The organism is Petrotoga mobilis SJ95, from assembly GCF_000018605.1.
Taxonomy (GTDB): Bacteria; Thermotogota; Thermotogae; order Petrotogales; family Petrotogaceae; genus Petrotoga; species Petrotoga mobilis.
Genome location: NC_010003.1, coordinates 1,658,148 through 1,678,460, shown reverse-complemented (window position 1 = coordinate 1,678,460; position 20,313 = coordinate 1,658,148). Strand labels below are relative to the sequence as shown.

Here is a 20,313-nt window from a genome sequence, read left to right as displayed (position 1 = left end):
ATTAGAAACTTTAAGAACTTTATAAATAACCCCCCTTAGCCCCGCTTCCCACCCTTCTAAGGAAAAAAATCTGGACCAATTCATCCCTGATCCCAGCTTATAAGGGTAAGAAATCAGAAAAAAATGAAATTTACATATATTCCAGAAATTACTATATTCCCTAATAATATTATCAAACCGTATTTAGAAAACTCCCAAAAAGAAATTGTTTTCCCTTTAAATTGGGTTAAGAGACCTAACGCTATAACGTTCGCTGAAGCGGCTATTGGAGTTAAGTTCCCTCCCAAGCAAGCCCCCAATGATAATGAATACCAAATGGGGTCAAGATTACTAAATATGGAAGATTCAGAAATAGATAATTTTTCAATGACAGGTATCATTGCAGCCACTAAAGGAACATTATTTAGGAAACCAGTAAAGAAAGAAGAAATTGTTAGAATGGAAAAACTAAATAACAGTAAAGAGCCACCAGCAAAATTGACAAGCATATTAGAAAAAGCGTTAATGATACCCGTTTCTTCAAGTGCACCGGCAATTAAAAATAAAGCAAAGAAAAATAAAATATTTTCCCATTCAACTTTAGATAATGTATCTTTCAAATCCTTTGGCCTAAGAATAAATAATGAAAAAAAACCACCCGCTAAGGCAACGGTTGAGCTTTCTAAATTAAGCTCATGTTGTAAAGCAAAAGCCACGATAACTGCACCAAACAAAAGTATAGACAAGATAAATTCCTTTTTGTTTTCTACAATATGAGATACATCAAAGTTTTTAATCACTTCTTTGTCTATTTTAACGGATAAATCTTCCTTGAAGAAATATATCAATAAGAGAATGGCGAATACTAAATTGATCAATGTAACCGGATACATAATAAGAGCGAACTCTGAGAAAGAATAACCTGCCGCAGAAGCAATCATAATATTAGGAGGATCACCAATTATAGTTGCCATACCTCCAATATTTGATGCGAAAATTTCTCCTAAAACAAAAGGGAGATAATTAATATTTAATGAATCCGTAATGGCAAAAGTCATTGGAATAAAAACTAAAACAGTAGTAACGTTATCAATAAAGCCAGAAAATAAAGCAACCAAAAAAATTAGAGAGATGAATAAGGTATAGGTGTTATTCCCAAACAATCTTAACATGGAGAGACCTAAGAAGGTAAATATACCTGTCTTTCTTAAAGTCTCAACAAATACCATCATTCCAAGCAGCAATAACAGAGTGTTATAATCCACGTACTCTTTTATTGCACCAATTTGGTCAGGGAAAATCCCTGTTCCTAATAGAAAAATAGCCCCCAACATTGCAATAAGCGTTCTATCTATTTTCTGAAAAACCATTCCTACAACGACAATTATGAAGACTATCAAAGATGTTAAGGCATAAATTGACATATAATTCCTCCGAAACGGAACCATTCTTTTTTACTAATGTTTTTAAAGGATTTAATATCCCAAACTAATTATAGTTTAAAAAAAAGACAAAGTCAAATAAATCAATATTTCCTTTTAATTCTTATTGCATCGGTTAATCATATTGATTAAAATTAAGCATCCTAATATTGTATAATTAAATTAAAGATACAGACATTTAAAGTGCGGAGCCGGGTCTAAGGGACCGCAGGTCCCTTTCCTTAGAAGGGTGGGGAGTGGGGCGAAGGGGCGCAAACCTAGATAAAATTAATATTTTAAAAACTTAATTATTTTCAAAAATAAGATTTTGATCTTAAAAGGGTCACAGGGCGGAGCCCTCCCACCTTCCGGGCGAGGGACCGAAGGTCCCTTCCTCAGAAGGGTAGAAAGCGGGTCTAAGGGACCGCAGGTCCCTTTCCTTAGAAGGGTGGGGAGCGGGGCGAAGGGGCGCTAACACAAAGGTTGGTGAATATATGCTCTTTATTAGATTTATCATCTTAGTTGTTATCTACTATTTACTAATATATGCAATAGGTCGATTTTTTCTAAAAAGAAAAGGTATTTATTTAGGAAATTTTATTTTAGGAATCTTCAGTATTGCTATTTCAATCTTTCTTATCTATCTTTCACCAATAAACTTCCAACAGGCTGGATTTCAAATAGGAAATTTTAAAAAAGGACTGTTTATGCTTCTAATTTCTTTAATTTTAATAATAGGATCTTTATTTAGTATGAGAAAAATGAGTCTTTCTGATCTCATGAAGATTCCCTACGGAAGTTTTCAAAATAACAAAATTATGTTATTACATGTTTGGTTGGTGGTAGGACCATCTGAAGAGCTATTTTATAGAGGATTTATCCAAGGAAATATAAGAATGTTTTTACCCGGTTCAGTTTTTTCTATTGAATATGCAACGATCATAGCAACATCAATCTTTGTTTTTGCCCATTTAAACAATCTCTTCTTTGGCAGAGAAAGTATAAAACAATTTATAGGTCTTTTACCAGGAAGGATCATAATGGGATCGATTTTGGGATACACCTTTCAAATTTCAAATAGCTTGATCTATCCTATCATAATACATACCCTCTCAGATGGACTAACTATAACTTACTTAATTATCTTAAAGAAGCGAACCCTAAATAATTATCACTTATAGATAACAAGTGATTAAATCTTTTATTATATTTAAATTTAGTATTAATATAAAGCTTTTATTGTCAATTAAAAACAATCATAACCTTTTTTAAAGACTCTCTTGACACAAAAGATTTTTTTGATATATAATTTTAGTGAAAATAATAAACAGTTAAAAGGGAGGCGGTGACAAATGTTAGAAAGAAGAAGAGACGACAGAGATGACAGAGAAGACTTGTTATCTCCATTTGATTTCTTCAATAGAGAGTTTGAAGACTTCTTTAGATCATTGCCTTTTGGAACGACCTCTCGTGGTGAGATGGATGTGTATGAAACTGACGATGATTACATCGTAGAGTGTGAATTACCTGGTTTAAACAAAAAAGATATAAAAGTTCAATTAAACAACGATCTATTAACCATATCCGCAGAAAAGAAAGAATCCGACGAAGTAAAAAGAGGGAACGTATATAGGAGAGAAAGATACTTTGGTAGAATTGAACGAACTATAAGACTACCAGAGTACATTGACAAAGACAAAATTAAAGCTGAATATGAAAATGGAGTTTTGAAACTAACTATACCAAAAGTTGAGACAGCTAAAGGTGAAGGAAAAGAGATCAAAATTGAATAAAACTGACAATAATTAAGAAGGCAGGCGTAAGCCTGCTTTTTATAATTTTACAAAGTAATTTTATAGTTATTCTTTCAAGCTCTTGAGAAATTTTAGTCGTTTCTACAATTAGAGCCTATTTTATTTGGTTTAATAATCTGAAATGCAAAAAAATGTAAATAAATTTTCTTAATAATTCTTAATTATGGTATAATAAAAAATAACAGCAACAACATCCTACTTAGCTAATTTAAAAATAAAATTAGGGTGGGCAGCGGGGCGAAGGGGCGCTATTTATAAAGTTTTAAAATTTCTAAAAACTGTAATTCAACTAAAAGAGGAGGAGATACCCATGGAGCATATAGTAAAGTTTAACATTGGAGAAGAAGAGATTGAAATAACTGATTTAACCCCTTTTCCAATCTTGCTTTGTGAGTTCTTGTACGAAGGAGATTTTGAGTTAATGAAGGCTGACTTAAAAAACAACTCAAAATTTATTGAAGAAGCAAAGAAAATCGAAAAACTTGTTGAACACTTACCCGGTTTAACCTCCAACTTTGTGATTTATCCTTTCGTCCTTTCCGAATTTTTGGCTTATTTTTCTGAGTTCCAAATCAATTACTCCGACCTAGTACATATTTCCTTGAATGGACTATTCGACACGGTCTTATTGGAAGCCGATAAAAAGAACTTTGAGTTCGTGAAAGATGTCGTAGATTTTATACTCAAAATTGATCCAAGTTTCGCTCCAGCCTACGAATTAATGGGCTCAGTGCTAGTAGAAAAAGGCGAAATGGAAGAGGGGGAAGAGTATTTAGAAAAAGCAGTTAAATTAGACCCTTGGAATATAGCAGCTTTGTCTGAATTAGGTGAACTATACTTTAATTTAGGCGAATACGAAAAAGCTGCTGAAATCTGGAAAAAAGAAATAGAACTTTCACCCAACAATTACGTAACTTACTTCATGATTGCAGATGCTTACATGCAAAAAGGAGATTATGAAAAAGCCGCCCACATTTTAGAAAAATTCCTAAATAGATTCCCCAACAGCGTATTGGGTAAGTATGAGTTATCCACTATTTATGAGAAATTATCGAGAACTACAGAAGCCAATGAACTCAAAGAGGAAATTCTCAATACAACACCTGAATATTCAACCGACATAGAAGTTTGGGCTAAAGTAATGTTTGAAAACGGTAAATATAAAGAAGTTCAAAACTTCTTAGAAAAATATATAGACCAAGATAAAGAAAATGAACACTTTAAATTGTTATTGGTTATCCCCTACTTAAAGGTTAAGAAATTCGAAGAAGCCAAAAGTATATACCAAGAAATAAAAGATAAGTACATGTGGTACATTTATGGACTTGAAGAAATTCTGAACAAAAATTTAACCAAAGAGGAAATGGAAGTAATAGAAAAGGTGTAAAAAACACTGAGAAAGAATAAAAAGGTCCTAATTATCGTTTTATCTTATATAGTTGTAAATATGTTTGTCATACTCACCTCTTTTAACTGGCAAAATTTGTTTTTTGCTAATAGCCTTTTATACATAGGGTTATATGATTATTTCACCTTTATCATTCCTGATCTAGGAATAGTAGTTATTTTAGCAATTGCTTTACTAAACTTTGATTACTTTAATCTTATTTTTACTATCATTACCTTTTTAATCACCTTTTATTATTGGCGAAATGGGAAAATGGGTTTTGGAGACGTGAAATTTCTATCAGTCCTCTCTCTTCTTATTGGTATTTATATATTTCCGGTATTAATTATCAGCATAATCCTAATTATTTTATCGAACACAAAAAAGAAAGTCACCAAGGTTCCACTAGGTTTCTATGTAATGTTGAGTACATTCATTTTATATATTTTTAGGGGGGCTTATTATATTTTATGATATTTTTACATCTTTCATAGAAATTCCAGGTATTTTTATCTCACTCTGCATAATATTTTTAATCATTGGGCTAATAAGAAGGAAAAAACTATCTTTTTCTCTTTTAATGGTTTGCATTGTAATCTATATATTTTCTTCTGGGTGGTTTGCAAAAATAATTGTTTTACCGTTGGAAAATAGATATCCTCCTGTGAATGTTTCTCAGTTGGATGATACTCAAGAAAAAGGGGTAATAGTTGTACTTGGAGGCGGAATAATTCCTGAAACCCCAAGGGAAGGATCCGGAGAGTTATCTGATAGCGCTATGAAAAGGGTTTATGAAGGTTTCTTACTTTACAAAAATTTACAGATTCCTATTGTTGTAACTGGCGGGAAACTCCTAGGCACGGAGATACCAGAAGCTCAAATAATGAAAGAAGAATTGCTAAAAATGGGAGTCAAACCAAACGATATTTATGTAGAACCACTTGCCAAAAACACAAAGCAAAATGCGGAATTTACGCTTACACTATTGGAAAGCGATGAAGTACAAAAAATATATTTAATCACAAGTGCAATACATTTACCAAGGGCTATGAATTATTTCAAAAGTTATACAAACATAGATGTTGTTCCCGTTCCCACAGATTATAAGATTTCCCGAGAAGAATTGAAATGGTATGATTTCTTACCAGATATGAGATTCCTAGAAGCAACTTCTTCTGCATGGCATGAATACTTGGGATTGGTCAAATTTAAAATTAGTGGGTAAAAGTTAGACCAAGCCGGCCAAAGAAGGGGGCGGGCTGCAGGGCGAAGCCCTTTTGTTGTTCTGTGCAAAAAGCTTTTTGCTGATTTGTGCAAAACGTTTTTATAATGCTTTAGAAACAATTTCCATATTCTCATTTGCGAAGCAAATGATGTTACGCGAATTTGGGGTTTTTAAGGGGCTTGCCCTTTTGCAGTCTTGTGCAAAAAACTTTTTGCTGTTCTGTGCAAAACGCTTTTATAATGCTTTAGAAACAATTTCCATATTCTCATTTGCGAAGCAAATGATGTTACGCGAATTTGGGGTTTTTAAGGGGCTTGCCCCTTAACGCCTGGGTCCAAGGGACCGCAGGTCCCTTCCTAAAAACGGGCGGGGAGCGGGGCGAAGGGGCGCTATATAGAAAAGGAGGCTAAAAAAATGTTCGAAAACAACAAAACACCTTACGATTTTACCAATTATATAGTAAACATATTGAAATTATCTCCTTCAAACACAGCAATATTATGTGTTGATTGTCAAAACGGATTTACCGAAAGATGTCCTAACGAACTTCCAGTAGTTGGAACAAATGAAGAGTGGATAGATCAGGTAAACGAGTTTTTGACTTTAATGAAAGAGAGAAATTTTAAGATTTTTGCCAGTATGGATGATCACCCTGAAAATCACATCTCTTTTGAAAAATGGCCCCCTCACTGCATAAAAGGAACTTATGGGAATCAACTATTTATAAATACCTATGATTTCATTATAAAAAAAGGCGAAGAAGTAGATGGGGATAGCTATTCAGCATTTTACAAAGACATTGAAAGAAGAATTGAATCAGAATTAGACGAACTTTTGAGAAAGCATAAGATAGAAAATTTAGTAGTTTTAGGCTTAGCAGGAGACGTATGCGTCATAGCGACGATAGAAGATGCTTTAAAACGAGGATATAAGGTATTCCCAATAAGCCAATATATAAAAGCTGTTAACAAAAAGGATATTAAAGAACTCATAGAAGAAAAATTTGGTAGAATAATCTAGATTTAAAAAAATACGGGGAACAACCCCGTATTCTTGGTCGGAGCGACTGGATTTGAACCAGCGACCTTCAACACCCCATGCTGACGCGCTACCAACTGCGCTACGCTCCGGTTTACTCCAGGAAAATTATATCATATTTTCTAATGAACGTCAAATTTTTATGAAACATTCCGCTTTTTCAATTGATAAGGTATCAATAGATAAAATATTCCAAGTATGCTAGTTATTATTCCAAACACAAAGAACAAACTTTTCAATGAAAAAAATGTTGCCATTATCCCTGCAAAAGCATAAGAAAAAGGTCTCAGCGAATTATCTATCGTTGATCGCAACGCAAAAACCCGTCCCCTTGTGTTTTCAGGGGTAATTCTTTGAATCAAAAGATTTTCATTGATATTTCCTATCTCAGTCATAACACCCAACATCAACAAGGCAATCAAGACGTATATATAACTGTTAACTATACCAAGAGAAGCCAGAAATACTCCTGCCAAAACGGAGGATAGCATCAGTGCCAGGTACTTCATTTTTATCTCTTTAATTGATGATAGAACAAGTGCGGAAATAAAAGATCCTGCTCCCAACATTGTTTGCATAATTCCATACTCACCAGGACCTACTTTCAGTATTTCACTAGCCAATACAGGTAGGAAAACGAATATCGTGGTTCCAAAAAAATCATCTAATGTCTCTAAGGTTATTAACCCTTTAAGTTGAACATTGGACCATATCACTTTGAAACCTTCTTTTATATCTGAAAAAATCATCCCATTTTTTCTAGCTTCCTCTTCTTTTCTGCCTTTTTCTTCCGCTTTTATGAACATTTCAGAGACTGCCGAGAAAATAAAAGTCATCCCATCGATTAAAATTGCCCATTTTATTCCCACTAAAGACACAATCACACCACCAATAGCCATCCCAATAAGTTGAGAAAGCCTATCTGTCATTGAAATCATGGCATTAGCTTGAGAAAGCTCATTATCGTTTATCATAATCGGGATTAACGACAACAACGCAGGACCAAATAAAGTACCACAGATCTGTAATCCAAAAATGGTTATTATCAATACCCAAATTTGATAGAAATATGTTCCAAAGAAAATACCCAGTAAAATAAGGATTCCGCCACTGATTAAATCTGTTATCACAAGAATATTTTTCTTTTTCCATCTATCTGCCCAAACACCTGCAAAAGGAGAAAAAATAATATTCGTAACAGCTATAGTACTTAAAACAGTACTAACTGCACCCACCCCGCCTATCTCAGCTGCGGCTGACCAAAGAATAGCTATAATAAAAATAGCAGATCCGACACTGGATACTAGCCTACCGAAGAACAGAAGTAGAAAATCACGGTTTTTTATTAAAAGTTGTAACCCGCCGGTTGATTTTGACATTTTATCTCCCCCTTTAAGATTTTGAATATAATAATAAATATTCTACAAAGATTATAAAATAGAACTTCAAGAAAGTCAAGTATTTTATTAAAATTTTTAAAGCAATGCCGTAATTTAAATAAAAAAGTAACTCCCGCATGCTACTTCGGGAGTTATCTATTAAGAGAAGATATTATTCCAATTCTTCAAACCTTGTTTCAAGCTTTTTTAATACTCCTGGAAGGGTAGTATATTCCATCTCTTCAGGTGGAAGCCTGTGTGGTTCGAAGGGACCTTGTACCCTTAGGTAATCTGCTAATTCCAAAGCTTTTTTCCGAGAGAGGTCAAAAGCAGGATCATCAAACAAATCTATGGGACCGATAAAATTACCGTGACTTATCTGGAAGCCAGCTGCAATTACACGAGGTGGCCCATCAAATCGTGTACATTGAGCATCTTTGAAAGAAACGGGCATTAAAGGACCATTATGTGAACCACGCATCCAGCCGCTGACTAAATAAGGTACGCTAAAGGGTTCTAAGACCTCTCCCAAAGCTGGTAAGCCTGATTGCGCTCTTACCAACGCTACTGGATCGTCTTTCCCTACATATTTTTCTGCGATAAAGAATAGCTTTTCTGTGCTTACTACTACAGCGGGTTCATCTTTAGGTAGCGGGCTGGAATCTTTGGGAAAAACCCTTTTTATAACATATTTGCTTTTTGCACCTATCAAAGATAATAAAAGATACAAATCTTCTGGACATTTGAGAAAAATTCTTTTTCTTTCTTTTATATTCCATACTTCAAATATAAATCCATCAATTAGCAAAGGGTCAATAATTAATCCTGCGGTATTGAATGGATCTGCAAAAATTTTGTAAATGGGAAAGTTAAAAGAACCTGGTTCTGTTTTATCCATCATAAATGCAACTAAAGTTTCAGACCCACGTTCTGTAAATTCCATTTCTGCTATGCCTGGCCCCATTCCTTTAATATTTCCGCTGAAAGCGTCTGATAGCAGATCTTGACCGGCACCGTGTAACTTTAACTCTTTAGCAATCTTCGTTGCTGCTTCAAACGTTTCCCAAGCAAGTTTATGAATTTCTTCAGAATCAATCCCCTTACGATGACTCATAAGTAGTTGTAAATCATCGCCTACGTGTAAAACTCTGTAATCTACCAACAATCCTTTTTCTTTTGCCTCCGCCAAACACTCAGAGGCCTTTTCTTTAAGTTTGGGATGTACAGTCGAATGACCTGGAATTCCTCCAACATCTGCTTTTATTAAACTTACAGAAACTTTTTCCATCTTGTTATCACCTCCACCAGTAATTTATTAATGATATTTAGAAACTCTAAAACTTTATATGTAATTCTCCACTACTCTGCACCCCCAACTATATTTTCCCAACTTGCAAGTTAATTATATGTGAATAAAATTGTTTAGTCAAAGACGATTATTCCTGTTTATAGCCGATTATAACTTTTTAGAGGCGATCCTGGGCAGTATGAAAAAAATTTCATTGAAATCACTTTTGTAATAAAAGTCCAACAAATTTCAAAAACTTGAAAATCAGTTTTGTAAAAACTAAAAAATATTATAAAATTAGACATAGAAAGAAATGTGAAATATTTTCTATTTTGTAAGAAAGGTGAATGCAAGATGGGTTCTTTTTTATGGGTTCTTGAATCAACGGAAAAATACAGATTTCCTTACAGGGTAACTATTAGAAAAGAAGAAAAAATAATATTATCACTATTTGTCCAGGACAAATGGCCAGGTGCTGGTAAACATATCTTTTGCATGAGAGACATGGAAGAACCATCGAGCAATTACCAAGAGATTGAAAGGGTTCCGATTATATCGTTAAATCGTTATGGGAAAAGGTTGTCGGTAGTTCTTGACAGAGCACAAAACAAAAGATGCGACTTTCTCTTTTTAAAAAAGAAGTATAAAAATAAAGAAGGAGAATACGAACAGATATTTTGGAGGACGGAACAAGGGCTAAAAGAACATCGCCCTAAAGTTAAATTAACCGCAAAAGGCGATCATCATCTTCATATATTGATTGACATAAATGAAAGATATCCATGGAAATTTGCCAATTGTAACGTTGAAAGAGCTCAGCTCAAAGCCGGCGATTATGCCTTACTAAGTGAAAGCGGGATAATAGCGGTTGCTGAAAGAAAAACCTTTACCAATTTTATTGGAGATATTGGAAATTTGCCTCTTTTACACATGAAGCTTGGTGAATTGGCTAAGTACAAACATTCTGCTTTCGTTGTTGAAGCAAATTACTCCGATTTTTTGAATCCAACTAAGCTGAAGGCGTACACACCATCCTATTTATCTAAAGTTTTAGCAGAAATTTTTGCTTATCATCCTGGGTTTCAAATAATATTCGCTGGAAACAGAAAATTGGCAAATGAATGGACTTTACGTTTCTTTCAAGCTGTCATGTCACATGAAAAGGATAACATCCCCACAATAGTTTCAGAAGTGGCATCTAAATATGAAACTAAAAAAGATTTTACCGGCGGCATATACTACGATATAAGAAGAGAAATACTTGAAAATCGTGAAGATACTTTCACTATAGATGAACTTAGAAAAAAATCCCCATTAACTTCTGACACTAAGATCAGAAAGGTATTGAACGATCTCAGAGAAGAAGGTTATATAGAAAATTTTGGCAAAGGCAAAAAAAGTGTATGGAAAAAGATATAGATCAATGATGTTATTGCAAAGAGGCTGAACGGTGGCCTGAAAACAGGCTATTTTGTACTCAAATATTACTAAAATATAACCAGCACAAACACCCGAAGTTGAAGATATAATGGAAATCCTTTCTGATTGCAATGTTTGGATAGCTAAGTCTATGGGAAAAAAATCAAAAGAAGTAATTATGAAAGCGGGATATACTCCCCTTATAATTAACTCTGACACAATACAAGAAGCCGAAAAGGAAATTGTGAAAGCATTAGACCACCAAAGTTTCTTATGACTATAATCAAAATAAATCGAAGAGAAAAGAGATGGGATAATAATTTATGAATAAAGAAAGCGATCTCTATCCATCTAATAACATTCACGAATTTGTGAAATCAATGTCAGATCTAACGTTTATAACAAACGCACCCAATCAAACCCTCAAAGATAGATTTGAACAGTTAATAAAGGATTGTCAATCCTTTGATTGTTTGGTTGCATATTTTTATATAAGTGGTTTCCATCTTATATATAAATCGCTTGAAAAAACCGAAAAAATCAAAATACTAATCGGAATTGGAACTAGTAGGGAAACATACAATTTAATGAATGTCTCAGGAAATCAACTTCTGTCACATTCAGAGACAAAACAAGAAGTTGAAAAAATGGTAGAAAGTGAGATGGGTGATTCTGAAGATAACCAAAATGTAGAAGAAGGAGTTCGAAAGTTTGTTGAATGGATAAAAGAAGGGAAATTACAAATAAAGGCTTACCCCTCACAGAATATTCATGCAAAAGTATATATTATGACTTTCAAAGAGGGCGACAGAGATGTAGGAAGGGTTATCACTGGCTCAAGCAATTTTACACAATCTGGATTACTGGACAACCTCGAATTCAACGTCGAGTTAAAGAACCGTTCAGATTACGAGTTTGCAAAACGGCAATTTGAAGAGTTATGGAAAGATGCTGTAGATGTCAGTGAAAAATATATACAAACAATAAGCGAAAGAACCTGGCTCAATCAAACAATTACCCCATACCATCTGTATCTCAAATTCCTGTATGAGTATTTTAAAGAAGAACTAAGTAAAAGCGATGAAATCTTCACTCAATATTTTCCTGAGAATTTCAAAAGTTTTGATTACCAAAAGCAAGCTGTTATAAATGCAAAAAGGATATTAGAAGAATACGGTGGAGTTTTTATTTCTGACGTAGTAGGCCTCGGGAAAACCTACATCAGTGCGATGCTAGCAGGACAGCTTGATGGTAGAACCCTTGTTATAGCTCCACCAGCCTTACTTAATAAAAACAACCCCGGTTCGTGGCAAAATGTTTTCGCAGATTTTCATCTTCCAGCCAATTTTGTATCAATCGGCAAAATTGACGAGGCAAAAAGGTTAACAGAACAAAGAGAATATAAAAATATAATCATTGACGAAGCACATCGTTTCAGAAATGAGACGAATATCAACTACGAAAAAATTGCTGAAATCGCACGTGGAAAAAGAGTTATCTTAGTATCCGCCACCCCCTACAACAATTCACCTAAGGATCTTCTCTCGCTCATTAAACTCTTCCAGAATACCAAAAAAAGCAATATCCCAGGCGTTACTAATCTAGAAGAGTTCTTTGGAAGACTTGAGAGTAAGTTAAAAAGAGTTGACCGTCAAAAAGATTACAACAAATTCTTAGAAATTACAAAAAGTAATGCAAAAGAGATCCGTGAAAAGGTATTAAAATATCTAATGGTTAGAAGGACAAGAAAGGAAATCGAAAAATACTTTGCAGAAGATTTAAAGAAAAACAAAATAAAATTCCCTCAAGTAGAAGATCCCAAACCATTTTATTATCAATTAAACGAGCATGAAGACAGCATCTTCATGGAAAGTATAAGGTTAATAACACAAGAGTTCAAATATGCTCGTTATACACCCTTACTCTATTTAAAAAAAGGTATAAATTCCCAACAAGAACAATCCCAAAAAAATATGGTCGGTTTTATGAAAGTTCTACTAGTAAAACGCCTTGAAAGTAGCTTCTACTCATTTAAAAAAAGCATAGAGCGATTCATCAACTACTACGAAATGTTTATTAAAGAATATAGAGAGGGAAGAGTATACATAAGCAAAAAGTACATAAACAAAATCTTCGAACTATCCGAAGCTGAAGATGATGAAACGATTCAGAAACTTATAGAAGAAGGGAAAGCCGAAAAGTACGAAAGTAAAGATTTTAACCCAGAATTCGAAAAAGATCTAAAGAAAGACCTTGAAATTCTAAAAGAAATAAGAACAATGTGGCAGTCTATAAAAAGAGACCCGAAACTCGAAACCCTAATTGAAAATTTGAAAAACCACAAAATCTTGAAAAATAAGAAAATAATTCTCTTTACAGAGTCAAAAGAGACTGCAGAGTATTTGAGTGAAAATATAAATAATTCTTTAGGTAACATCGCCCTTGTTTTTCATGGAAATTCGCCAGAAACAATTAAAGACATAGTAATAGAAAATTTCGATGCAAGGTCAAAAAACCAAAAAGATGATTATAAAATACTCATTTCCACCGAAGTACTTTCTGAAGGCGTTAACCTACACAGGTCAAACATTGTAATCAACTATGACATACCATGGAACCCCACAAGGTTGATGCAAAGGGTGGGGAGAATAAACCGTATAGATACCCCGTTTAACAAAATTTATACCTTTAACTTTTTCCCAACCAAACAAGCCGATTCCCAAATAGAGTTAACAAACATAGCTCGTTCAAAAATAGAAGCATTTTTAACGTTACTTGGTGGAGACACCTCGATTCTCACCGAAGGAGAGCCAGTATCTTCTCACGAATTATTCAACAAATTACTCTCAAAGGATACTATTGCACCAGAAGAAGAGGAAGAAAGCGAACTCAAGTATCTAAGATTAATTGAAGATATTCAAAAAAATAATCCCGAACTTTTTGAAAAAGTAAAGCATCTACCAAAGAAAGCTCGTTCTGCAAAGGTACTTTCTGAACCGCTCAAAGACATAGCCCGTCCTCAATCTCTCATAACTTTTTTCAGAAAAGGCAAATTGATGAAATTCTATCTATCGAATAAAAGCAAACCAGCAAAAGAGACAGATTTTTTAACTGCCGCAAAAATTTTTGAGAGTACAGCTGATGAAAAAAGAACGAATATTCTAACTCAACATTACTATGAACTATTAGATAAAAATAAAAGCACATTCTATGACGCAACCATTGAAGAAATCATCGTTGACACCCGTCAGAGGGGTTCTAAAAATGAAATCGAACTTCTTAAAATCTTAAAAGTAACCCAAAAAAACGGAAAACAACTCACAAAAGATCAGGAAGAATATCTTAATCAAATTATAACTAAGATTGAAGAAGGCGGTATACCCAAACAAACAGTGAAGAAAACCCTCACTTCATTAAACAAGATCTCAAAAGAGATACAAAATCCTTTAAAAGTAATTGGTGTTTTACAAAGTGAAATCTCACCAGCCTTCCTTAAAAGCCACTATGCACAAACTGCTGCTGTAACAGAAGGTAAAAGAGAAGTAATATTATCACTTTATTTAGGAGAGGATAATGATGAATAGAGAACAAGCTAAAAATCTTGTAGTTAAAATTTTCGAAAATCCTTTCGATAAAAACAACTTTATCCTTTTTCTTAAAAATCTCTTGAAAACATTTGAAGAGAAACCTTTTGTCTATAAAGGCAAGTATATTCCCTATGCGTTTGAACCTTATATAAGTTCGTTGGAAAGAATCGGTAAGTATTCATATGATGGCAAAGAAATCGATTTACTCATCGTGCAGTTAAAAAAAGAAACATCACTTGAGCGAGCTAGAGCGATGCAAAGAAACTTCATAGCTTGGTACTTAAAAGGTTCAAGAGGTGGGAAATTAAAAGATGCAGCTCTTGTTGCCTTTGTTTCCCCAGAGAACCAAGATTGGAGATTTTCGCTAGTTAAGATGGATTATCGCTTTCAAGAAACAATTACCGGAAAGGTCAAAGCCAAAGAAGAATTCACACCTGCAAAAAGATGGTCATTCCTGGTTGGTAAAAATGAAAATAGCCATACTGCTCAAAGCAGGTTTATCCCAATACTAATGAACGATGAATACAAACCAACCCTTGAAGATTTAGAAGAAGCATTCAACGTTGAGATAGTAACAGATGAATTTTTCCAAAAATACAGAGACCTTTTTATTAGAACAAAATTAGAACTCGATAAAATTGTTATGCAAAATCCAGAGGTAAAACAGGAATTTCAAACAAAAAATATAAGCACCGTTGATTTTACCAAAAAGCTTTTATCTCAAATTACTTTCCTTTACTTTCTGCAAAAGAAAGGCTGGTTTGGGGTTAAAAAAGGTCAACCCTGGGGGACAGGTCAAAAAGACTTTATGAGAAAATTGTTTAATAAAGAATTTGGAGATTATCAGAATTTTTATAACGATATCCTTGAACCCCTCTTTTATGAAGCGTTGAGAACAGATAGAAGCGATGCTGACCATTACTTTAGCAGGTTTGACTGCAAATTACCATTTTTAAACGGTGGATTGTTCGACCCCATAAATAATTATAACTGGGTAGAAATTGATATTATGATTCCAAATGATCTTTTTTCAAATATCGATAAAACACAAGAAATAGATCAAAGTGATGGAATACTCGATATCTTCGATAGATTCAACTTCACAGTAAACGAAGAAGAACCACTTGAAAAAGAAGTTGCCTTGGACCCCGAACTTCTTGGAAAAATCTACGAAAAGTTAAATGCCATAAGAGAAGATAACTTTGATGAATATGTAAAAGTTTTAAAAGCCGGAAAAAGAAGTTTAGAAACAAAATTCAACAAAGAATACGGCGTCTATTACACACCAAGAGAGATAGTTCACTACATGTGTCAGAAAAGTTTGATAAATTATCTTGAAACTGAAATGAATGGCAAAGTTTTAAGAAAAGATTTAGAAAAGTTTGTAGAAATAGCTGATTCAGTTACTGAAATAGAAGCCATTGCTCTTGAAAAAGAAGAAAAAATTTTCTCTGGCGATCAAAAAACAACACGTTATAAAATACAAACACCTGAAATCATAAGGCGAAACGCAAAAGAATTAGACCAACTACTTGAGAACATAAAAGTATTAGACCCTGCAGTTGGCTCAGGCGCTTTCCCAATCGGTATGATGCATGAGATTGTGAGATTGAGAAAATTGCTTTCCATTTATCTTGGTAAAGAGGAAAAAACTTATAATTTTAAGCGATCTTGCATTGAAAACTCGCTCTATGGAGTTGATATAGATAACGGTGCAGTTGAAATATGTAAATTAAGATTCTGGTTGTCAATGATCGTGGATGAAGAGGACTTTTACAATATAAAACCACTTCCTAATCTTGATTACAAAGTAGTTAAAGGAGATTCATTACTTAAAATAGAGAAAAAACTTTTAAATTTTCAGCTTTTCGAAGATTTAGAAATAACCAAACCCTTGCTTTTTAGCGAGACTAGTCCTTCCAAAAAGCAAGATTACAAAAAGCAAATTGACGAACTCTTCAGCAAGATCACCAATGGCAACACTGAATTTGATATTGAAGTTTATTTCTCAGAAGTGTTTCACCAAAAAGGCGGTTTTGATGTTGTGATTGCTAATCCTCCATATATTCAACTCCAAAAAAATGGAGGTAAACTTGCAAAGCTTTATGAAAAACTAAATTATGAAACCTTTGCCCGAACAGGAGATATTTACGCACTGTTTTACGAAAGAGGTATACAACTGCTCAAAGATAATGGCTTACTTTGCTTTATTACCTCTAACAAATGGATGCGTGCAGGATATGGAGAAAAACTAAGAAACTTTTTCGCCAGGTACAACCCACAAATACTAATTGACTTAGGCCCTGGCATCTTCGAAACAGCCACAGTAGACACTAATATACTATTAATTCAAAAAAAGCCTAACGAGAAAAATCTGAACGCTGTAACTTTACAAAGGGAAAACCACGAACCTATAGACATAAAGGCAGAATTAAAAAAACGCGGTGTTATACTTACTGACCTCACAAAAGATGCATGGTTTATTGGCTCAGCTACAGAACAAAAGCTCAAGGAAAAGATAGAACAAATAGGTAAGCCTTTAAAAGAATGGGATGTAAAAATTTATTATGGAATAAAAACTGGACTCAACGAAGCATTTATTATTGACAGCCAAAAGCGGGAAGAAATTTTGAACAATTGCAGGGACGAAGAAGAACGCCGCCGCACCGAAGCCGTTATAAAACCAATACTTCGAGGCAGGGATATCAAGCGTTACTATTACGAATGGGCTGGATTGTGGGTGATAATAATTCCCGCTGGTTGGACAAATGAAAACAGAAAAAATAAAAAAGCTGATGAATTTATTTACGAGAAATTCCCAGCATTGATGGACCACTTAAAGCGGTACGAAGAAAAAGCTAAAAAACGAGACGATCAAGGAGATTACTGGTGGGAACTTCGTCCATGTACCTACTACCAAGAGTTTGAGAAGGAGAAAGTAGTGTATGGCCAATTTCAAGATTCTGCTGAATATTCGTATTGTGAAGCTGGAATATATTTATCAAGTAATGAATATATGATCGGTGGTAAGTATCAAAGAAAATATTTTCTTGGATTGTTAAACTCAAAAATAATTGAACGTTACCTGAATGCAATTACAGGAAATTTAGGTAATAATGTGAAAATTGGACAAAAATCAAATTTTGAAAAAATCCCCCTTCCCCCCATCACTCCATCCAATCAATCCGTTGTGCAGCAGATTGAAGAGTTGGTAGATAAAATCATTTCCACCAAAAAGGAGAATCCTCTTACGGATACCAGCCAATGGGAACAAGAGATAGACAGACTGGTGTATAAGCTATATGAGTTAACGAAGGAAGATGTTGAGGTGATAGAGAGTGGAAAATAAAGGGAGTAAAATAGAGAAAGATCTTAGGATTGAAAAAATAAAAATAAGTGATGTCGCCACTTACAAAGAAAATGTTGAAATTAATGATTTGAGAAAAATCAATTTCTTTTATGGCTCTAACGGCACGGGTAAAACCACCATTTCAAAAATTATTGCTTCACCTAATAATTATAAAAATTGTGAGGTAAAATGGAGATCTGACATTAAATTAAAAACCTTAGTTTACAATGATGATTTTGTAAGAAATTACTTTTATCAATCTGAAAACTTTCCTGGTATCTATACCATGGGTGAAGGTGCAAAAGATATAGAGGAAGAAATAAAAAAGAAAAAAGATGAGTTAGATAAAATAAAAGAAGAACTTATAAATTTGAATGAAACTATAGAAAATAAAGAAAAGGAAAAAACCCAAATTCAGGATAATTTTAACGAAGTATGTTGGCAGAGTTTATATCTAAAATACCAGCAAAACTTTACTGAGGTTTTCAAAGGTTATAGAAACAATAAAAAAAATTTTGCAGATAAAATTTTATTAGAATACAAAACAAACCATGCAGCTGTTAAAGATTATGGTGAATTATTAAAGGAATATAATATAATCTATAATCAAACACTTAATAAACTGGATGAGATTACTAAAATTGAAGATACTTTAATTAATGATGTTAAATTGATAGAAGTTGACAAGATATTAAGCACAAGTATAATAGGAAAAGAAAATGTTGATATAGGAAAATTGATTCATAAACTGCAGAATCATGATTGGGTTAGAGAAGGTAAAAATTATCTGGAGAATAGTTTTATTGAATCTGAGCAAAAATATATATGTCCCTTCTGTCAACAACGTGTTGATAAAGATTTCAAACACAAGCTTGAAGAATATTTTGATGAAACTTACGAAAATCAAATAAAGAATTTAGAAAGCCTTAACGATAGATATACAGGCGTAAAAAAGGCATTGGAAGAATATTATCAAAAACTTAGTACAATCCAAAATAATCAATATTTTAATGAGAAAAAACAAGAAACAGAAGAAAAATTCAGATTATTATTTCAAATTATGTCTACTAATATTGAAAAGTTGAAAGAAAAGAAAGATAAACCAAGTATCGTAATCGAATTAGAATCAATTTTAGAAATCCTATACGAGATAAATGAAATTTTTGATGGAATTAATAGAGAAATTCATAATCATAATAATTTAATAAAAAATAGAAAAACAGAACAAGAAAGGCTTGAATCAGAGATTTGGCATTTTTTTTGTAATGAAATATCTCAGTATATCGATACATATAAAACAAATACTTCTAATGCTGAAAAGGCTTTAAATAGTATTGAGGGAAAAATTGAAATTAATGATCAAAAGCAAGTTGATATAAATACTGATATTTCTACTCTTGAAAAGAAAATAAAAAGTATTAAGCCTACTGTAGAAGTAATAAATAAACTATTAGATCATTTTGGTTTTAAAGGGTTTAGACTTGAAGCTTTAGATGATGATAAACATTATAAAATTGTTAGAGAAGATGGTTCTCCCGCAAAAGAAAACTTAAGTGAAGGTGAAAGAAATTTTATTATTTTTCTCTATTTTTACAATTTAATTCAGGGAGTTTTAGATCCAGCTGAAAACATAAATGACGATAAAATTGTTGTTTTCGACGACCCTGTTTCAAGTCTTGATTCAGACGTTTTATTTATCGTTAGTACATTAATAAAAAAACTATTAAAAGATATTAGAGATAATAATAGTAATATCAAGCAAGCATTCATTTTAACGCACAATGTTTACTTTTTCAAAGAAGTTTCTTATATATCATCAAGGAAAACTTATAATAAGCGTAAAGATACGATTTACTACATTATCAGAAAAAAAGACAATATAAGCGGAATTGTTGCTTATGAAGAAAACCCAATTAAATCTTCCTATCAGTTATTATGGGAGGAGATTAAAAGAAAGGATGTGGATAAAGTATGCATTCAAAATGCTATGCGTAGAATAATTGAATTCTACTTTAAACTTTTGGCAAATCTAGACGAAGAAACACTCATAAATAATTTTGAAAATGAGGAAGATAAAAAAATTTGTCGTTCGTTAGTATCTTGGGTTAATGTAGGATCTCATGAAATATTTGATGATATAAATTACAGTCCAAATTTTGAAGAAATAGAAAAGTATAAAAAAGTATTTCAAAAAATCTTCGAACATACAAAACAGATAGAACACTTTAATATGATGATGGGAATTGAAAAACCTGTAAGTTAAACATAATTTATAAGGCAAAAAAAGATTGTTGATCTATTCAAATATTCTCACATCTTGGGAGGATCAGAGTGGAACACCGCTCCAAAACTTTTTCCTGAGAACAAGAGATAGACAGATTGGTATATTCGTTATATGGTTTAACAGAAGAAGAAATAAAGATTGTG

Annotated in this window: 14 protein-coding genes and 1 tRNA gene; 11 read left to right on the top strand and 4 right to left on the bottom strand. The window is 33.2% G+C overall.

Annotated elements, in window-relative coordinates; genetic code table 11:
• Nucleotides 1-113: 113 nt before the first annotated feature.
• Nucleotides 114-1,403 (bottom strand): ArsB/NhaD family transporter, encoded by a 1,290-nt coding sequence (locus tag PMOB_RS07945; RefSeq protein WP_012209344.1) that lies wholly within the window; start codon nucleotides 1,401-1,403, stop codon nucleotides 114-116.
• A gap of 491 nt (nucleotides 1,404-1,894) precedes the next feature.
• Here PMOB_RS07945 and PMOB_RS10310 point away from each other — a divergent pair, with 491 nt between their 5' ends.
• The 7 genes from PMOB_RS10310 (at nucleotide 1,895) to PMOB_RS07915 (ending at nucleotide 6,846) form a co-directional block, all read left to right on the top strand.
• The gene (locus PMOB_RS10310) at nucleotides 1,895-2,581 is read left to right on the top strand and encodes a CPBP family intramembrane glutamic endopeptidase (RefSeq protein WP_012209343.1); all 687 of its coding nucleotides are present in this window, start codon (nucleotides 1,895-1,897) and stop codon (nucleotides 2,579-2,581) included.
• 171 nt (nucleotides 2,582-2,752) lie between these two features.
• Nucleotides 2,753-3,193 (top strand): Hsp20/alpha crystallin family protein, encoded by a 441-nt coding sequence (locus tag PMOB_RS07935; RefSeq protein ID WP_012209342.1) that lies wholly within the window; start codon nucleotides 2,753-2,755, stop codon nucleotides 3,191-3,193.
• 331 nt (nucleotides 3,194-3,524) lie between these two features.
• Nucleotides 3,525-4,601 (top strand): tetratricopeptide repeat protein, encoded by a 1,077-nt coding sequence (locus PMOB_RS07930; RefSeq protein ID WP_012209341.1) that lies wholly within the window; start codon nucleotides 3,525-3,527, stop codon nucleotides 4,599-4,601.
• Nucleotides 4,602-4,661: 60 nt separating this feature from the next.
• A complete protein-coding gene (locus PMOB_RS11180; protein ID WP_081429288.1) occupies nucleotides 4,662-5,075 on the top strand; it encodes a prepilin peptidase in 414 nt (137 codons plus the stop codon).
• Nucleotides 5,076-5,280: 205 nt separating this feature from the next.
• Nucleotides 5,281-5,826, top strand: a complete 546-nt coding sequence (locus tag PMOB_RS07925; RefSeq protein WP_158245194.1) for a YdcF family protein — start codon at nucleotides 5,281-5,283, stop codon at nucleotides 5,824-5,826.
• 55 nt (nucleotides 5,827-5,881) lie between these two features.
• Nucleotides 5,882-6,151 carry a hypothetical protein gene (locus PMOB_RS07920; RefSeq protein ID WP_041534125.1) on the top strand — a complete coding sequence of 90 codons (270 nt, stop codon included), beginning with the start codon at nucleotides 5,882-5,884 and terminating at the stop codon, nucleotides 6,149-6,151.
• A gap of 89 nt (nucleotides 6,152-6,240) precedes the next feature.
• Complete coding sequence (locus PMOB_RS07915; RefSeq protein ID WP_012209339.1) at nucleotides 6,241-6,846, top strand: isochorismatase family protein; 606 nt, start codon at nucleotides 6,241-6,243, stop codon at nucleotides 6,844-6,846.
• Between the two features lie 34 nt (nucleotides 6,847-6,880).
• Here the strand turns inward: PMOB_RS07915 and PMOB_RS07910 are convergent.
• The 3 genes from PMOB_RS07910 to fbp form a co-directional block, all read right to left on the bottom strand.
• Nucleotides 6,881-6,956: transfer RNA gene (locus tag PMOB_RS07910), tRNA-Pro, on the bottom strand.
• Between the two features lie 48 nt (nucleotides 6,957-7,004).
• A complete protein-coding gene (locus PMOB_RS07905) occupies nucleotides 7,005-8,243 on the bottom strand; it encodes an MFS transporter (RefSeq protein ID WP_012209338.1) in 1,239 nt (412 codons plus the stop codon).
• Between the two features lie 172 nt (nucleotides 8,244-8,415).
• Nucleotides 8,416-9,531, bottom strand: coding sequence for a fructose-1,6-bisphosphate aldolase/phosphatase (gene fbp, locus PMOB_RS07900; RefSeq protein WP_012209337.1), 1,116 nt, complete (start codon nucleotides 9,529-9,531; stop codon nucleotides 8,416-8,418).
• 354 nt (nucleotides 9,532-9,885) lie between these two features.
• Between fbp and PMOB_RS07895 the strand changes: the two genes are divergently transcribed.
• The 4 genes from PMOB_RS07895 to PMOB_RS07875 all read left to right on the top strand — a co-directional run bounded on the left by PMOB_RS07895 (nucleotide 9,886) and on the right by PMOB_RS07875 (nucleotide 20,149).
• On the top strand, nucleotides 9,886-10,950 hold the full coding sequence (locus PMOB_RS07895) for an ERCC4 domain-containing protein (RefSeq protein WP_012209336.1): 1,065 nt from the start codon (nucleotides 9,886-9,888) through the stop codon (nucleotides 10,948-10,950).
• Nucleotides 10,951-11,273: 323 nt separating this feature from the next.
• The gene (locus PMOB_RS07885) at nucleotides 11,274-14,534 is read left to right on the top strand and encodes a helicase-related protein (protein WP_012209334.1); all 3,261 of its coding nucleotides are present in this window, start codon (nucleotides 11,274-11,276) and stop codon (nucleotides 14,532-14,534) included.
• On the top strand, nucleotides 14,527-17,886 hold the full coding sequence (locus tag PMOB_RS07880) for an Eco57I restriction-modification methylase domain-containing protein (protein ID WP_041534124.1): 3,360 nt from the start codon (nucleotides 14,527-14,529) through the stop codon (nucleotides 17,884-17,886). The genes PMOB_RS07885 and PMOB_RS07880 overlap by 8 nt, the downstream gene beginning before the upstream one ends.
• Complete coding sequence (locus tag PMOB_RS07875; protein ID WP_012209332.1) at nucleotides 17,876-20,149, top strand: AAA family ATPase; 2,274 nt, start codon at nucleotides 17,876-17,878, stop codon at nucleotides 20,147-20,149. Before PMOB_RS07880 ends, PMOB_RS07875 begins: the two co-directional genes overlap by 11 nt.
• The last annotated feature ends 164 nt before the right edge of the window (nucleotides 20,150-20,313 follow it).

Excerpts from the sequence above, each read along its gene's own strand:
- fbp (WP_012209337.1), bottom strand. The coding sequence starts at position 9,531 with ATGGAAAAAGTTTCTGTAAGTTTAATAAAAGCAGATGTTGGAGGAATT.
- PMOB_RS07935 (WP_012209342.1), top strand. The coding sequence starts at position 2,753 with ATGTTAGAAAGAAGAAGAGACGACAGAGATGACAGAGAAGACTTGTTA.
- PMOB_RS07895 (WP_012209336.1), top strand. The coding sequence starts at position 9,886 with ATGGGTTCTTTTTTATGGGTTCTTGAATCAACGGAAAAATACAGATTT.
- PMOB_RS07905 (WP_012209338.1), bottom strand. The coding sequence starts at position 8,243 with ATGTCAAAATCAACCGGCGGGTTACAACTTTTAATAAAAAACCGTGAT.
- PMOB_RS07880 (WP_041534124.1), top strand. The coding sequence starts at position 14,527 with ATGAATAGAGAACAAGCTAAAAATCTTGTAGTTAAAATTTTCGAAAAT.
- PMOB_RS11180 (WP_081429288.1), top strand. The coding sequence starts at position 4,662 with ATGTTTGTCATACTCACCTCTTTTAACTGGCAAAATTTGTTTTTTGCT.
- PMOB_RS10310 (WP_012209343.1), top strand. The coding sequence starts at position 1,895 with ATGCTCTTTATTAGATTTATCATCTTAGTTGTTATCTACTATTTACTA.
- PMOB_RS07885 (WP_012209334.1), top strand. The coding sequence starts at position 11,274 with ATGAATAAAGAAAGCGATCTCTATCCATCTAATAACATTCACGAATTT.
- PMOB_RS07930 (WP_012209341.1), top strand. The coding sequence starts at position 3,525 with ATGGAGCATATAGTAAAGTTTAACATTGGAGAAGAAGAGATTGAAATA.
- PMOB_RS07945 (WP_012209344.1), bottom strand. The coding sequence starts at position 1,403 with ATGTCAATTTATGCCTTAACATCTTTGATAGTCTTCATAATTGTCGTT.
- PMOB_RS07915 (WP_012209339.1), top strand. The coding sequence starts at position 6,241 with ATGTTCGAAAACAACAAAACACCTTACGATTTTACCAATTATATAGTA.